The sequence below is a fragment of the Acinetobacter sp. SK-43 genome (assembly GCF_015351505.1).
GTDB lineage: Bacteria > Pseudomonadota > Gammaproteobacteria > Pseudomonadales > Moraxellaceae > Acinetobacter > Acinetobacter junii.
Genome location: NZ_JADKPY010000002.1, coordinates 18213 through 34779, shown reverse-complemented (window position 1 = coordinate 34779; position 16567 = coordinate 18213). Strand labels below are relative to the sequence as shown.

16 protein-coding genes are annotated in these 16567 nt (G+C 40.3%); 7 read left to right on the top strand and 9 right to left on the bottom strand.

All coding sequences use genetic code 11. The annotated features are described in order from the left end of the window. Window positions 1-122: 122 nt before the first annotated feature. A complete protein-coding gene (locus IRT38_RS01615) occupies window positions 123-737 on the top strand; it encodes a DUF6915 family protein (protein ID WP_151723039.1) in 615 nt (204 codons plus the stop codon). Window positions 738-760: 23 nt separating this feature from the next. Beyond that, window positions 761-1540: a hypothetical protein gene (locus tag IRT38_RS01610; RefSeq protein WP_194596784.1), complete on the top strand. Its 780-nt coding sequence runs from the start codon at window positions 761-763 to the stop codon at window positions 1538-1540. Window positions 1541-1606: 66 nt separating this feature from the next. Here IRT38_RS01610 and thrC read toward each other — a convergent pair whose 3' ends face one another. The 4 genes from thrC to xerD all read right to left on the bottom strand — a co-directional run bounded on the left by thrC (window position 1607) and on the right by xerD (window position 6105). Continuing rightward, a complete protein-coding gene (thrC, locus tag IRT38_RS01605; protein ID WP_002048893.1) occupies window positions 1607-2746 on the bottom strand; it encodes a threonine synthase in 1140 nt (379 codons plus the stop codon). A 58-nt stretch (window positions 2747-2804) separates the two neighbouring features. After that, on the bottom strand, window positions 2805-4106 hold the full coding sequence (locus IRT38_RS01600) for a homoserine dehydrogenase (RefSeq protein ID WP_004917010.1): 1302 nt from the start codon (window positions 4104-4106) through the stop codon (window positions 2805-2807). Between the two features lie 126 nt (window positions 4107-4232). Continuing rightward, entirely contained in the window at window positions 4233-5048 is an 816-nt protein-coding gene (locus IRT38_RS01595) for a DsbC family protein (protein WP_004917009.1), read from the bottom strand. Between the two features lie 136 nt (window positions 5049-5184). Beyond that, window positions 5185-6105, bottom strand: coding sequence for a site-specific tyrosine recombinase XerD (gene xerD / locus IRT38_RS01590; protein ID WP_004957351.1), 921 nt, complete (start codon window positions 6103-6105; stop codon window positions 5185-5187). A gap of 149 nt (window positions 6106-6254) precedes the next feature. Between xerD and IRT38_RS01585 the strand changes: the two genes are divergently transcribed. The 5 genes from IRT38_RS01585 (at window position 6255) to ftsW (ending at window position 11341) form a co-directional block, all read left to right on the top strand. Continuing rightward, complete coding sequence (locus IRT38_RS01585) at window positions 6255-6515, top strand: ferrous iron transport protein A (RefSeq protein WP_020899909.1); 261 nt, start codon at window positions 6255-6257, stop codon at window positions 6513-6515. Beyond that, window positions 6512-8365: a ferrous iron transporter B gene (locus tag IRT38_RS01580; RefSeq protein WP_194596783.1), complete on the top strand. Its 1854-nt coding sequence runs from the start codon at window positions 6512-6514 to the stop codon at window positions 8363-8365. The genes IRT38_RS01585 and IRT38_RS01580 overlap by 4 nt, the downstream gene beginning before the upstream one ends. 13 nt (window positions 8366-8378) lie before the next feature. After that, complete coding sequence (locus IRT38_RS01575; protein ID WP_004958521.1) at window positions 8379-8630, top strand: DUF6587 family protein; 252 nt, start codon at window positions 8379-8381, stop codon at window positions 8628-8630. A 148-nt stretch (window positions 8631-8778) separates the two neighbouring features. Beyond that, a complete protein-coding gene (gene murD / locus IRT38_RS01570) occupies window positions 8779-10137 on the top strand; it encodes a UDP-N-acetylmuramoyl-L-alanine--D-glutamate ligase (protein ID WP_194596782.1) in 1359 nt (452 codons plus the stop codon). A 10-nt stretch (window positions 10138-10147) separates the two neighbouring features. Continuing rightward, a complete protein-coding gene (gene ftsW / locus IRT38_RS01565) occupies window positions 10148-11341 on the top strand; it encodes a putative lipid II flippase FtsW (protein ID WP_004916997.1) in 1194 nt (397 codons plus the stop codon). 54 nt (window positions 11342-11395) lie between these two features. On the opposite strand, the gene gluQRS is transcribed toward ftsW, so the two are convergent. The 5 genes from gluQRS to thiC form a co-directional block, all read right to left on the bottom strand. Beyond that, a complete protein-coding gene (gluQRS, locus tag IRT38_RS01560; RefSeq protein WP_194596781.1) occupies window positions 11396-12259 on the bottom strand; it encodes a tRNA glutamyl-Q(34) synthetase GluQRS in 864 nt (287 codons plus the stop codon). Between the two features lie 133 nt (window positions 12260-12392). Then, window positions 12393-12926, bottom strand: a complete 534-nt coding sequence (gene dksA, locus IRT38_RS01555) for an RNA polymerase-binding protein DksA (protein WP_039908806.1) — start codon at window positions 12924-12926, stop codon at window positions 12393-12395. Window positions 12927-13115: 189 nt separating this feature from the next. Further along, window positions 13116-13931, bottom strand: coding sequence for a 3',5'-cyclic-AMP phosphodiesterase (gene cpdA, locus IRT38_RS01550; RefSeq protein WP_194596780.1), 816 nt, complete (start codon window positions 13929-13931; stop codon window positions 13116-13118). A gap of 21 nt (window positions 13932-13952) precedes the next feature. After that, entirely contained in the window at window positions 13953-14564 is a 612-nt protein-coding gene (locus tag IRT38_RS01545; RefSeq protein ID WP_005403538.1) for an NUDIX domain-containing protein, read from the bottom strand. A 75-nt stretch (window positions 14565-14639) separates the two neighbouring features. Further along, window positions 14640-16535 (bottom strand): phosphomethylpyrimidine synthase ThiC, encoded by a 1896-nt coding sequence (gene thiC / locus IRT38_RS01540; RefSeq protein WP_194596779.1) that lies wholly within the window; start codon window positions 16533-16535, stop codon window positions 14640-14642. Window positions 16536-16567: the final 32 nt, after the last annotated feature.

Here is a 16567-nt window from a genome sequence, read left to right as displayed (position 1 = left end):
TTTATGTCTTTAAAAAATCAGAGAAAGACGACATAACTTGTCTTTTATCAAATAATTATATGTATTAATAAATCAAAAATAGAGTAATATTTGTTCACTACAATAAATGATGACATTCAATCATGAATGCGATGCAACATGCTCGGATTTCCGCAAAACGTTGGGGTGGGGAGCCTGAAGACTACTATGAAATTCATGCTTTTATAGATAGTACCAAAAGCTTATGCAGTGATGCACGACACCGAGTTTTGCATACTTTATGGGGAATAAACTCAGTTGTAGTGCCGATCTTTGGGCATAGTCTAGTGACGAGTACAGGCAAATCTGTTGATGTTAAAGATTTGTGTGAGCGTGATCATTTGTTAGTGGACTATCAACAGCGTTTTATTCCGACCTTACATGATTTTGTAAATGCGATAGATGTAAAGCAATTACCCCAAAACTTTGAACAACATTTAGAACAATTACATCTTAACTATGTAAAGGATAAAACAATTTCGCAAATGATGTTATCGCCATTAGCACAGACGGGTAAATTACATTCTTTATTACTGACACATAATAGCTGGTTTATTTTTGATATCTTACCTCGATTGGGATCATTGCCTAGTTTGGGAAATATTCGTTATAGCCCTGCTGATTTTTTTAATGCGATGCATTTTGAATTGTGGATGGACAATGGGATGGCAATTCCTCTGAGTGCGCAAGCATTACATCAAATAAAACAAACGACTTAACGATATATTTTTAGGGGAATAAAATGAGCACATATGTGATTCGTGCCAAGTATTTTGGTTATAACGATGAAGTTTTCTACGTAGCTGGCAATCGTATTGCGAATGTTTTTGATAATAAGCAACAGGCTGAATTAGCTTATAAAAAACTTGAGATAGATGGAGCACGTGATTTTGCGTTATATGAAGTTGAATCTCTTTTTGATACTGATGAAGCATTATTGCAACAATTAGATGATTTCGTATATTCGCGTTGTGGTGAACATATTTGCGAAGAAGGGGATATTTCTGACGATGTATTACCTGCAAGTTTAAGTGATGATGATACCTTTGAATTTATTCAGCTTGCTGGAATGCAAAAATTCCAATTGGTTGAATTCGAAAATCAAGTCAAGTTTTATGGTTTATGGTCTGTAAAAAAACAACAATGGGTTGAGGAACATGATGAATGCTTTGCGGGTTTAATATATTCAGAAAATTTAGATGCTTTTAAATCTAAAGTTGAGCATATTTTTGCTGATTATGATTATTCAGCAATTGAACTAAAAGGTAGCTTAGATGAACTTTCAGCTCAACCGATTTTATTGCAAGCAATGATTAGTACACAATCTGGTTTAAGTTATGATGAAGCAAAACAAACCCTTGTCATTGATGCTTGGCAAGATGAAGCATTGTATGCTGTGAATTCGCTATTGAAGCAGCCTTTGTTTGAAATTAAGGAAATTAGTCTAGAAGAAATTCAAAAAATTGAAAAAGACTTAGCGAAACAATATAGCTATGATGAAGATTATGAATATGAAGAATAAAATCATGTTCTAGGTAATAAAAAACCAGTTGCAAGCAACTGGTTTTTTATTACTAAAAATTTATTCTTACATATTTGAAAGAATAGAATCTTTAACTTGATCCATCGTTGCATCGATGGATAACATCACAGCATCCGCACATTGTTTGATTGCTGTATCTGGATCTTTCAAACCGTTACCTGTCACAGTACATACGATCACAGAACCTTCAGCAATTTTACCTGCTTTGATGTCACGAATAGCACCACCGATAGAAGCAGCAGAAGCTGGCTCTACGAAAACACCTTCATACATAGAAAGTAAGCGTTGAGCTTCAAGAATTTCGCTATCTTGAAGTTCATCGAACCAACCTTTCGAATCACGTACAACTGCTTTTGCATGATTCCAGCTTTGTGGATTACCAATACGAATAGCCGTTGCAACGGTTTCTGGACTTTCCACTGGAGCACCACGTAAGAATGGCGCTGCGCCAGAAGCTTGATAACCAACCATCGTTGGTAAGCCTTCAGGTTTAGGACCCGTGAATTGATCTGTTGCGGCATCATAGATGACTTGTTCGAACTGATCAGCAGGTTGATTGGCAACTGCTTCTGTATACCCCATCCAGTGTGCAGTGATATTCCCTGCATTACCTACTGGTAAACAGTGGTAGTCAGGTGCACGCCCTAGAGCTTCAACAATTTCGTACGCAATGGTTTTTTGACCTTGCAAACGGTAAGGGTTGATTGAGTTTACGATAGTCACAGGCGCTTGATCTGCCACTTCTTTCACTAGACGCATACCGTCATCGAAGTTACCGCGGATTTGCATGGTGATTGCACCGTACATCATTGCTTGAGCCATTTTACCCATTGCAATTTTGCCTTCAGGAATCAAAACGAATGCTTTGATTCCTGCACGTGCTGCATATGCCGCTGCTGCAGCTGAAGTATTCCCTGTTGATGCACAGATAATTGCCTTCGAGCCTTCTTCAACTGCTTTGGTTACAGCCATCGTCATACCACGGTCTTTGAATGAACCTGTTGGGTTAAGACCTTCGTACTTCACATAGATTTCAACGTCTTTGCCAATAATACGTGGAATGTTCTCAAGTTTAATAAGAGGAGTATTTCCTTCGCCTAAAGAAATTGCACGTGTAGTTGCAGACACAGGTAAACGGTCACGATAACGATCTACAAGACCAGTATAACGATTGGCATTCGACATGATGGTGTTCCAATATGAGGTAGAGCGGGGTGAGGGAAGGCATTTTCCCTCAACCTGATTAACTATCGAGCGATTCTAAACGAATTCTTACGATTTCGCCACGAATAGCTGGTAATGCTTGAATTTGAGCAAGAGCTTCATCCATTTTTGATTCAACAATTGGATCAGTCAAAATCACGATTGGAATGAGGTCTTTAAGGCGAGATTGTTGCATGATCGCATCAATACTAATACCTGAACGGCTGAGAATGCTAGTGACATCAGCGAGCACACCAGTTTGGTCTTCTGCATTTAAACGAATGTAATATCCCGTTGTCATTTCTTCACGGCTTAGGATTGGTACATTTGTAAGCGCTTCGAATGCAAGTTGAGGGATTGTTCCAGCACCATCTTCGGTGTATGAGATATCTCGAACAATATCAATCACATCTGCTACGACTGCGGAAGCTGTAGGACCAGCGCCTGCACCAGCACCATAATACAAAGTTGGACCCACCGCATTTGCTTGAACAAGTACCGCATTTTTTACGCCATTCACGTTTGCGATCAATTCTTCAGCAGGAATCAAAGTTGGGTGTACGCGTAACTCAATACCTTTTTCAGCACGACGCGCAATACCTAAATGTTTGATACGGAAGCCAAGTTCTTCAGCATATTTCACATCTTGAGCTGTGATTTTACTAATGCCTTCGGTATAAACCTTATCGAATTGAAGTGGAATACCAAACGCACAAGATGCCAGAATTGTCAGTTTGTGTGCAGCATCAATCCCTTCAACATCAAATGTCGGATCTGCTTCAGCATAGCCAAGCTCTTGAGCTTCTTTGAGAACATCATCAAATGCACGACCTTTTTCACGCATTTCAGTCAGAATGAAGTTACCTGTACCGTTGATGATGCCTGCAAGCCATTCGATATGGTTAGCTGCTAAACCTTCACGGATGACTTTAATAATTGGGATACCACCAGCAACAGCCGCTTCATAAGCAATTTGCACGGCATTGTCTTCTGCTGCTTTGAATAGCTCATTACCATGTTCTGCGAGTAAAGCTTTGTTTGCGGTAACAACTTGCTTGCCATGCTTAATGGCTTCCATGATGACTTCATAAGCAGGATGAATGCCACCCATGACTTCAACGACTACATCAACATCAGGTTGTCGCACAATCTCCATGAGATCTGAGCTTTGTTTAATGCCTTCGAGTTGTAGATCTGGACGTGGACGGCGGGTGCCTACGTGTGTAATTTGAATTTCTCGACCAGTACGGCGTTTAATTTCAGCAGCATTTTCTTGTAATAATTTAAGGGCTCCACCACCTACAGTACCAAGACCGAGTATCGCCAGACGAACTGGTTTCACGTCACACTCCATTTTATTCAATCATTTTAATGAAGCTTGATCATAGCTAAAAAAGTGCGCAGACACTAGGGCTAAGATCATCTTTAATCTGTCGCCCAAGTCGCTTTGTGGAGTTGCTGTGAGGATTTATTTTTCGAGTCGTTTAATGATTTCTTCTGGTGTCATATATCCACCAAGATATTCACCGTCAACGTTATAAATTGCTGGTGTGCCATTAACGCCCATGTTTAAACCTAACTGATATTGATCACGTACAGGGTTTTTACATTCTGCTGCAGCAACAGGAAGACCTTGTGATGCTTGATCAAATGCAGCTTTGCGATCTTCACTGCACCAAATTGCTTGCATCGTAGGCATAAACTGCTCACCACGTGGCCATGCGATATAACGAACTTCAATACCTTTGGCATTAATTTCAGGTAAATGTTCATGCAGCTTGTGACAGTACGGGCAGCTTGAATCGGTAAAGACATAAATCACATGCTTAGCTTTACCGCCTTCCGCTGGGTAAACAATTAAATCTTCAGTTTTGAGTGCTGCTAAATGTTTTTTATTTTCTGTAGCTTGCAGAGCTTCGCTAACATTTTGTAGCTGTTTGTCGCCTAAACGGATCACATCGCCTTGGATGATATATTGACCATCACTAGTGGCATAAACAGAACCCATGCCTTCTAGACTCACCCAGAATAGATTAGGAACTTCTGTTTTTTTAACTGCAATAATTTTAGCGTTGATATTTGCAGTTTTAAGATGCTTTTCTAAGGTTGAGACTAAACGTTGTTGCGCGTTTCGTTCACTTAAGGTTGATGCTTCACCCGTAGCAGGCGCTGTTGCTGTAAGAGCATCTTGTTTTTGCGCTGAATTTTCTTTTGAGCAGGCACTAACTAATAAAGTTGATGCTAATGCACAAGCAAGTGCAAGCTTAGACCGAGTAAATACCATAAAGAACCTTTTTTCTACGTATTCATTTGTATTAAGGGTCTAAGCATAGCAAAAAAAACATCTGACTTCGTTAAATCTTGCTTAAGCTTTGTGAACTCAATCAACTTGTTGAATGCGTCATAGATAAACGGTCGGTTTAACCTCTTGGATGATGTTTGCTATGCAGCTCTTGCATTCGATGTTGAGCGACATGCGTATAAATTTGTGTGGTTGAAAGATCGCTATGACCGAGTAGCATTTGTACTACACGCAGATCAGCGCCGTGATTGAGTAAATGTGTTGCAAACGCATGTCTCAGGGTATGCGGGGATAATTCTGCGGATATATTGGCCTGTAAAGCATAGCGTTTGATCGCGTACCAAAAGTTTTGCCGACTCATGATTCCGCCATGTTGGGTAAGAAATAAATAATCAGTATTACTTTTATAAAGCTGTGGACGGGATTCTGATAAGTATTTCTCGACCCATTCACATGCGTATTGACCTAGCGGGACAAGACGCTCTTTATTTCCTTTACCTGTAATACGTAAGAAGCCTTGTTTTAAATTTATTAACTCTAAACGTAAATTCAGTAGTTCTGTAACACGTAGACCACAAGCATATAAAACTTCAAGCATGGCTCGATCACGTAAACCCAAAGCGGTACTGATATCTGGTGCATTTATCAGTGCTTCAACATCATGCTCTGATAAATCTTTGGGTAATGCTCGACCAATCTTTGGGGATTGATGTGTCGCAACAGGATTATCATCTCTAAGTTTTTGTTCTCTGAGAAATTTAAAAAATTGCCGTAAAGCTGATAAACACCGAGCAATGGAGCGTGGGCTTTTGCCATGTTTGGTCAGCGCGATCAGGACATCGGCAATATCATCACTTGACCACTCAGTAAGTACCACTGTGTCGTGCAAGTCACTACATTGAATTAAATCAGACAAATAGGCATTACGAGTATGCGGACTTACTGTTTGTGCAACTAAATAATCACGAAATCCATGTAAAAAACTTAAATGTTCAGGGATTTTTACAGCAGCAGGAATACGAGGTTTTTTATTTAACATAACAGCTTAAATCCTTTCATCTATTGCACTGTAAAAGAAAAAGTATTTGTTGTCGATCTGTGAAAAGACTAAATGCCACTGAGATTGCTTTTGGTAATTATTCTCATTTGCTTGTATACTACGTGCAAAAGAGTTATGGGTTAGAAACGGTGCGATTGTCAGCATTAAAAGTCAAACAAACAGCGAAAATCACGCAAGTGAATCGCCTAGTGAATGATAATGATGAACCAGATCTGGTAGCGATACGTCTTGAGAGTTTGGGTTTTGTGCCTGGCGCACAAGTTCAAGTGATTACCAAAGGTGTTTTTGGTGGTGACCCGATTCTAATCCAAATAGGTTTTACCCGTTTTGCTCTGCGCAAATCTGAAGCCGATAAAATTGAAATTCAGCTGGAAGGAGCACCTACATGAGTGATGCACTTCGTGTTGCCCTTGTGGGAAATCCAAACTGCGGTAAAACATCTTTATTCAATCATTTAACTGGTACTCGTCAAAAAGTAGCAAACTATGCGGGTGTTACGGTTGAACGTAAAGTCGGACATTTTCAGCTGCCATCAGGTAAAAATGTTCGTGTTCTAGATTTGCCAGGAACTTATAGTTTACAAGCAACTAGTCCCGATGAAGCAATTACCCGTGACGTCTGCCAAGGTAAAATAGCTGAGGAAGGTCAGCAAGACGCTTTCTTGTGTGTGGTAGATGCGACGAACTTAAAACTACATCTTGGTCTCGTATTAGAAATTATTGAGCTTGGTCGTCCGATCCTCGTAGTTTTGAATATGATGGATGAAGCACGTCGTCGTGGTATTCAAATCAATACACAAAAATTATCTCAACGTTTAGGTGTACCTGTGGTTGAGACGGTTGCTGTACGTAATTCAGGAATCGAAAATTTATTACATGCACTTGATCAAGGGAAATATACCGTTCCGCAGACCGAACTGAGTGGTTTGACTGGTGAGCATCATCAGAAAATTGAAACCATTTTCAAAGATGTCGTGAATTTCGTAGATCAGGAAGATAAGCGTACAGATTTCCTTGATAAAATCTTCTTGCATCCAGTGTTGGGTTTGCTCAGTCTAGCGGTGATGATGTTCATCGTTTTCCAAGCTGTATTCGCTTGGGCGGCACCATTTATGGATGGAATTGAAACATTCTTTGGATGGCTTGGTGAAACATTAGGTGCCCATATCAGTCAGCCACTTTTACAAAGTTTAGTGGTTGATGGAATTATTGCAGGTGCTGGTGGCGTAGTGGTGTTTTTGCCACAAATTCTGATCCTGTTCTTCTTCATTTTAGTCTTAGAAGAATCTGGATATCTACCTCGTGCTGCGTTCTTGCTTGATAAATTGATGTTTAAAGCAGGTTTGAGTGGTCGTGCGTTTATTCCATTGCTTTCAAGTTTTGCTTGCGCTGTTCCAGGTATTATGGCTACTCGAAGTATTAGTGATCCCCGTGATCGTTTCACGACGATTATGGTCGCACCATTAATGACTTGTTCAGCTCGTCTACCTGTCTATGCTTTATTGATTGCAGCTTTTATTCCAGCTCAGACCGTTTGGGGAATCTTTAATCTTCAAGGTTTAGTGCTGTTTGGTCTATATATGGCCGGTATTGTTAGCGCATTATGTGTTTCATTTGTGATGAAATTTTTGCAAAAAGATAAATCACAACATGCGCTTTTATTGGAGTTGCCAAGCTATCGTATCCCCGATTTAAAAAGTGTCGGCATTGGTTTATTGGATCGTGGAAAAATCTTCTTAAAACGCGTGGGTGGAATTATCTTCGCGCTTTCGATTTTACTTTGGTTTTTATGTACTTTCCCACAAGCGCCTGAAGGTGCCACTCAACCTACGATTGATTATAGTTTTGCTGGTATGTTGGGGCATTTAATGCAGCCTATTTTTGCCCCAGTTGGATTCAACTGGCAGATATGCATTGCACTTATTCCAGCGATGGCAGCACGTGAAGTGGTTGTTGCTGCACTGGGTACAGTATATGCCTTATCAGGAGCTGATGATGATGCTGTTGCCCAAGGCTTGGCTCATTTAATTAGTGCAGATGGAACAGGTTGGTCTTTAGCTACAGGGCTGTCTTTGCTGGTGTGGTTTGTTTATGCACCACATTGTTTAGCAACTTTGGCAACGGTGCGTAGAGAAACAGGTTCTTGGAAACATGTGGCTGTGATGACCGCATATTTATTTGGTTTGGCTTATTTGATGTCTTTCTTTACTTACCAAATCGCTTCGCGAATTTGGGGCTAGATAGGAGCTGCATATGTTTGAGTATCTGATTATTGCGGTTTTGGTCGGTTGGAGTGCCATAGTTGTCTTTAAAAAGGTATTTCCTCAAACCGCAAATGCTATGTTCATGTCTTTGTCGAATGTATGTCAACATTTTGGTTGGCAACGCTTAGCACTACGATTGAAACCTAAAATGGTTGTTGGATGTGGTGGTGGATGTGGTTGTGCAAGCGATGAAAAGGACAATAAAAAAACTGAAGAGATTCAAGCCGTGAAATGGCGTTAAGATTTTTTGTTTATAAAGCCATCGAATGATGGCTTTTTTACGCACTGACACAAAAAAATGCGAATAATGATAAAACTGAAAAAGCATTCAAAACAGCAAAGTGCTAACATTTTTGCCATTCTGTGATCTGCGATAAAATGGGGCAAAAATGTTAATACAACGTGGTGGATTAAAAGTTGTTGCTGGCTTGGGTATTTCTGGTGTGTCAGCAGTAAACTTTCTGCATGAACAAGGCTACCAAGTTGCAGTAACAGACTCTCGAGAAACTCCACCAGGTCATGATCAAATTCCTGCTGAGGTGAGAATGAGCTTTGGACGACTCGATACAGAGCTATTACTTCAGGCCGAAGAGATTATTTTAAGTCCTGGATTAGCACCACAATTACCTGAAATTCAACAAGCCATTGATAAAGGAATTCCAGTTGTAGGGGATATTCAGCTTTTACGCCGTGCAACTGATGCTCCCATTATTGCGATTACAGGGTCAAATGCTAAAAGTACAGTGACAACACTCGTGGGTTTGATGGCTCAGGATGCTGGAAAGAAAGTGGCTGTTGGTGGAAACTTAGGTCGACCAGCTTTAGATTTATTAAAAGACAAACCTGAACTCATCGTTTTGGAGTTATCGAGTTTCCAGTTGGAAACTACTTCGCATTTGAATGCTGAAGTTGCGGTTGTTCTCAATATGAGTGAAGACCACTTGGATCGTCACGGTGATATGTTGGGTTATCACAAAGCCAAACATCGTATTTTCCAAGGTGTTAAAAAAGTCGTTTATAACCGTGATGATAATTTAAGCCGTCCTTTAGTGCCTGATGCAACACCAATGCAAAGTTTCGGTTTGAATGCTCCTGATTTAAATCAATATGGTGTGTTGAGAGATGCAGATGGCACCATGTGGTTGGCACGTGGAAGAGAGCGTATCTTAAAAACCTCTGAGATGTATATTCAAGGAATGCACAATGTAGCAAATGCACTTGCTTGTTTGGCCATTGGTGAAGCAGTTGGATTCCCGTTGCCGAGCATGTTGGAAACATTGAAAACATTCAAAGGCTTGGAACATCGTTGTGAATATGTGCAAACGATTGATGGTGTGCGTTATTACAATGATTCAAAAGGAACAAATGTCGGTGCAACTCTAGCGGCGATTGATGGGCTTGGCGCTGCTATTGAAGTCAATAAAGGCAAATTAGCACTTATTTTAGGCGGTCAAGGCAAAGGTCAGGATTTCCGTCCTTTGCGTAATGCAATACAAAAATATGTGAAATCTGTCATTCTAATTGGCGAGGATGCACCTGTAATTGAACAAGCGATACAAGGAACAACTGTTATTCAGCACGCGTCTAGCTTAAAAGCTGCGGTCAAGCTTGCTCAGCAAGTAACGCAAGCTGAAGATGTGGTTCTGTTGTCGCCAGCATGTGCAAGTTTTGATATGTTTAAAAGTTATAATGATCGCGGGCATCAGTTCGTGGCATGTGTAAATGCCTTGAGTGAAAATAAAAACTAGGAACAGCGTTATGGCGGATTTGGCCCAAAATACAGTGCAGAAGATTTCTCAAATCTTAAATCGATTGCCGAAGCTTCCAGCAGAAATGACACCACGTAACATTCTGATTTTCTGTGTGGTGTCTTTACTCTGTTTGGGTTCGGTGATGGTGGCCTCTGCTTCCATGCCGTATGCAGAATATATCCATGAGAATCCATTTTATTTTTTGATTCGTCATGGTATTTCGATTGTTGTCGCCGCTGTGGTTGCATTTTTGACTTATCGTGTCTCTTTAAACTTATGGTTTAAAAATGCGTTTCCATTATGGCTGATTACGATCATATTGCTGCTCGCCGTTTTGGTGGTCGGGTCAGAAGTGAATGGCGCACATCGTTGGATTAAAGTTGGTGGTTTCACAATACAGCCAACGGAGATTGCTAAGATTGTGATGGCAATTTTTACGGCAGATTATGTGGTGCGCCGTGCGAAAGAGGTTCGAACGCACTGGAAAGGTTTGCTACGCTTAAGCGGAGTAATGGCACTTACAGTCGGTTTTATCGTTGCTGAGCCTGATCTTGGGGCAACAGCGGTGATAGTTTTAATGATGGTTGGTGTGTTCTTCTTAGCTGGCGCGCCTGCGACTCAGTTTTTGATCATGTTAGGGGCGATTCTTGCAGGGATTACCGCACTGATTTTATTTGAACCATTCCGCTTTCAACGACTTATTTCATTTACCAACCCTTGGGCTGATCCATTAGGTGTGGGTTATCAGTTGTCAAATGCTTTGATGGCATTTGGTCGGGGTGAATGGTTTGGAACAGGTTTGGGACATAGTGTCCAGAAACTTTCCTATCTTCCGGAAGCACATACAGACTTTATGTTAGCAGTCTTAGGTGAGGAGTTTGGATTCTTCGGTGTAACCACGGTCATGATTCTCTCATTTACTATGCTGGCATGTTGTATTCGTATTGGTCATCGTGCATTACAGCATAATTATCTACGCGCAGGTTATTTAGCTTATGGTATCAGCATTATTTTCCTGTTACAGATTTTGGTAAATGCAGGCATGAATATGGGCTTGATGCCAACCAAAGGTTTGACACTGCCATTTATTAGTTATGGTGGTACATCATTGATGATGTGTGCTGCGATGATTAGTCTGATTTTGAAAATTGATGCTTCAACCCAAGAGCTAAATCCTGTCAAAGAAGAATCGAATTTCTAAGGAATTTAGTTTCTGATACAAAAGAGACCCTAATTTATTAGGGTCTCTTTTGTTTTATAAATAAGATCCTGTCAAATGAATGCCTTTAGGGATTAAATTTACATCCCATTGCTGTACAGCTTGTTGCAGCATTATTCTAGGTTGATTTAATTCAACATTTGGTTGCCCAAGTGCCAATATGGCTTGCTGTAATAATTCAGAAGCCTTTGATACGTCTAATGCTTGTGCCAAATTTTGCTTAGATAATTTCTGACCTTGACCATTCATAGCAAGGGGTAAATGCATATAACTCAAACTTGGATAGTTCAATATAGAACCAAGCCAGATTTGTCGAGCGGTATTATCTAATAAATCCGCACCGCGAACGACATGCGTAATGCCTTGTAAATAATCATCAACCACAACTGCTAATTGATAACTAATGATGCCATCTCTTCGTTTTAGAACGAAGTCACCAAGATCATCTTTTAGGTTGGAACATTGTCGACCTTGTAATCTGTCTTCAAAACAAATCAGCAGATCATCGACTTTTAAACGAATGGCTTGCTCAGCAAAATCAAGATTTAAATCTCGGCATGTGCCAGCATAGATGTGATTAGAGCCGAGCATTTTGCGGGTGCATTGGCAAGCATATATGGCATGTTGCTGTTTGAGTTGATCGAGTACTTGCTCATAAATAGTTAAACGATCTTTTTGGAAAATAATCTCGGCATCAGGTTCAAATTCAAAGGCATCGATGCAAGATAAAATGTGAGTTTCGCTATTTGGATAAATGCGAGGAATATCGGTATCTTCTATTCGTACTAACCACTTACCATGATTGGCTTTGGCATCACAATAGCTTGCGACAGCAGTCAGTAAAGAACCAAAATGCAAAGGGCCAGTGGGAGAGGGTGCAAAACGTCCGATATAAGACATAAAGATTTATTGTTGTCTAAATAATTAAATCTACACCTAATCCCTCCAATACAAGGAGGGAGATATGCGAAAACAATGGGTTTTTAAAATTCGCAATATTCCTCCCTTTCTAAAGGGAGGTTAGGCGGGATGGTTATCCGTTGTTTTGCTTTTCTTTGATTTCAGCCAAAGTTTTGCAATCGATACATTGAGTAGCTGTTGGACGAGCTTCTAAACGGCGTAAGCCGATTTCGATACCGCAAGTTTCGCAGAAACCGTAATCACCACTTTGGATCGCTTCTAATGATTGCTCGATTTTACGAATCAGCTTACGCTCACGATCACGTGTACGTAATTCAATCGCAAACTCTTCTTCCTGAGTCGCTCTATCATTTACATCGGGTAAAGCTGTTGATTCATCTTGCATTGTGTTGAGCGTACGATCAACTTCTGACATTAACTCTGCTTTCCATGCATTTAAGATTTGGCGGAAATGCTCAAGTTGTCCATCAGACATGTATTCTTCATTTTTTTTCGGCTGATAAGGTTCAATCCCAAACAAGCTCGCAGTTGTACCGCCTTCAGAAGCTTTAGGTTTGGTTTTGCGTACACGTTTTACAGCCGATTTTTGTTCGTCGATCACTGCTGTGTGTTCGTCCAAGACTTGATTTTGGTTGTCATTCGCCATATAGGGCATTCCTCATCTTACACGTACTATCTATACGCAAAAAATATGGTGATATGCAAGTGTTTTTATAGAAACCTAAGATGGTTTTTTCCATCAAGGGTCGACATCATATAGACTTTTTCAGCAAGATGGTAGTCATTACTGTCTAGAATTAGTGATAAATCTAGGATGTGATTTGTAATCAAAAGTTTAGTCATAACCTAAGACTTCTGAACTACTCAAGCGTTGAGAATTACTCAGACGATGTACTTGTGTTTCAATCTCGCCATCTGCTTTCAAACGGATATAACGGTAGCCAGGGTGTTCTTCATCAAGTGCAAATTTTTCACTTTTTGGTTTGAACTGAATACATGTAGAAGGTGTCGATAGAAACTCTATACCTTGCCATGACGTAATAGAGTCTTGATGCACATGTCCACAAATAATTGCCTTAACATTGCTAAAGGGCTGAATGGTTTCAAGTAAATCAGAAGAATTTTTTAATTTATGCTGATCAATCCATGCAGATTGCATTGCAAAGGGATGGTGGTGACATGCAATCATGACATAACGATCATGTAGTTGAGTCAATAATTTTGGAAGTTGCTGCAATTGGGCATCTGCGATTTTGCCGTCAATACGATTCGGCTGGGCGCTATTTAATAAAATGACACACCAATTTCCAAGCTCGACAACTGTTGGAGCAGTCTTGTCTTGCTCATGGAATGGAAAATGATTGACATCATCGTGATTCCCAGGTGTTTGAAAAAAAGGAATGCTCAAGCTGTGCATATACTCGAGATAGCGATGATAGGTGAGTGGCGTCGGATTCTGAGCTAAATCACCTGTATGAACAATCAAGTCAATCTCAGGGTGTGTTTGACGCATCAAGTCGATTACTGCATGAAAACTTTGTTCGGGTTGCATTCCGACAAATTCTAAATGTGGATATTCAAGTAAATGAGTATCCGTAATCTGGATCATCACAAAATCTTTTTGTGATAATGTTGAGACTTGAAAAGTCACCGCTTTATCCCCTTCAGATTTTTATTGTTGTCGTAAATGCTGAGTAAGCCACTGCAATGCCATAATGACAGGTGCATTTCTCAACCGCCCATTTTTTAATAATAGAGGTGCATCAGAATAATCAAACAAATGAAGTTGAATGTCTTCACCTTCGTCTGGCATTCCAAACACGCCACCTGATGTTGGTAATTCAACATTTGCAACATATAAGTGAAAAATTTCTGAACATGCCCCTGCCGAAGGATAGAAGGTGAATAAATGTTGTAAGTCATGAACTTCACAACCCGCTTCTTCTAAGCTTTCACGGCGAATACATGTTTCAGGTGTTTCATCCCCATCTAAAACACCAGCAATCACTTCTAATTGCCAAGGTGAAACGGTATCGTTTAATGCCCCAATTCGAAATTGTTCGATCAAAGCAAAACGTCTTTGCTGATTATCATATAATAAAACACCAGCCGCTTCGGGACGGTGAATTAATTCACGATGAATAGATGATGAATAATTAGATTTATTAAATAATCTATGTTTTATTGTGACTTTCTCTACCTGAATGAACCCTCGAAATAAGTTCTCTCGAGATTCTATCGAAACGTCGGATGCTGAAAAGCTGGCGTGCTCAAGAATATTCATCATAAATTAGGATGAGATTGTACATATCTCATCCTAACCGAGAATGGTTCGTTGGAAAATGTTTTTTTAGTCGATTTACACTTTGTGGTACAGTTTTTGACCATGTTCCTGATAAGCGGTTTTCATGGCATTGAGACCTGCTTCAACTTCTGCATCTTCATCATTTGATTGATTGGCATTGTGTTGATTTTGCGCATAATCTCGCACATTCTGTGTGATTTTCATCGAACAGAATTTTGGTCCACACATCGAACAGAAATGAGCTGATTTATGAGCTTCTTTTGGAAGTGTTTCATCATGCATGCTGCGTGCCGTATCAGGGTCTAAGCTCAGATTAAATTGATCGTCCCATCGGAATTCAAAGCGTGCTTTTGATAAAGCATTGTCTCGAACTTGAGCACCTGGATGACCTTTGGCTAAATCTGCCGCATGCGCTGCAATTTTGTAAGTAATGATGCCATCTTTTACATCTTTCTTATTTGGTAAGCCTAGATGTTCTTTCGGTGTAACATAGCAAAGCATCGCTGTACCATACCAACCAATCATCGCAGCACCGATTGCTGAGGTAATGTGATCATATCCTGGTGCGATGTCAGTCGTGAGTGGTCCAAGAGTATAGAAAGGAGCTTCTTTACAGACTTCTAGTTGTAAATCCATATTCTCTTTAATCATATGCATAGGCACATGACCAGGACCCTCAATCATCACCTGAACGTCATGTTCCCAAGCACGATGTGTCAATTCTCCCAGTGTTTTAAGTTCACTAAATTGCGCTTCGTCATTGGCATCTTGAACACATCCAGGTCGTAGCCCATCACCTAAGCTGAATGAGACATCATAAGCTTTCATGATTTCGCAAATTTCATCGAAATGCGTGTACAAGAAGTTTTCCTGATGATGTGCTAAACACCATTGTGCCATAATTGAACCCCCACGAGATACAATGCCTGTGAGGCGATTTGCAGTCATAGGAACGTAGCGAAGTAAGACCCCAGCATGAATGGTGAAATAATCTACACCTTGTTCAGCTTGTTCAATCAAGGTGTCTTTAAAAATTTCCCAAGTGAGGTCTTCTGCAACACCATCCACTTTTTCTAAAGCTTGGTAAATTGGAACAGTCCCAATTGGAACAGGTGAGTTGCGAATGATCCATTCGCGTGTTTCATGGATATTTTTACCTGTCGATAAATCCATAATGGTGTCAGCACCCCAACGTGTTGCCCATGTCATTTTGGCAACTTCTTCATCAATAGATGAGCCAAGCGCTGAATTACCAATATTGGCATTAATCTTCACTAAAAAATTACGACCAATAATCATCGGTTCACATTCAGGGTGATTAATATTTGCAGGGATAATCGCACGTCCTGCAGCAATTTCTTGACGTACAAATTCAGGGGTAATTTCTCTTGAATTTTGTGCACCAAAGTTTTGTCCTGCATGTTGGCGCATATCAACGTCATGACGTTGGCGTTGATTCTCACGAATTGCAATATATTCCATTTCTGGCGTGATAATACCTTGCTTCGCATAATGCATTTGCGTGACATTTTTGCCTGCTTTTGCGCGGCGAGGATTTTGGATATGAGCAAACCGAATATCTGCTGTACGAATATCTTTTAAGCGTGCTTGTCCAAACTCAGAACTCAAGGTTTCTAAAACATCTGTATCATTGCGTTCTTCAATCCATGATTGGCGAACTAGAGGTAAACCTTTGTTCAAATCAATTTGGACATTTGGATCTGTATAGACTCCAGATGTATCGTAAACCATGATCGGTGGGTTATGTTCGCCACCTAAACCAGTAGGAGTATCTGTGAGACTGATTTCTCTGAACGGTACTTGGATGTCTGGGCGTGAACCTTCAACATAGACTTTTTTGGAGGCAGGTAAGATACGGGTTAAATCTTTAGCATCTTGCTCATGTTGAGCGGAAATATCAGCAGGGGAAAGATTCGTTAATTGGTTCATTGCATGATCCTTATGTTTGGCATTAACGAATC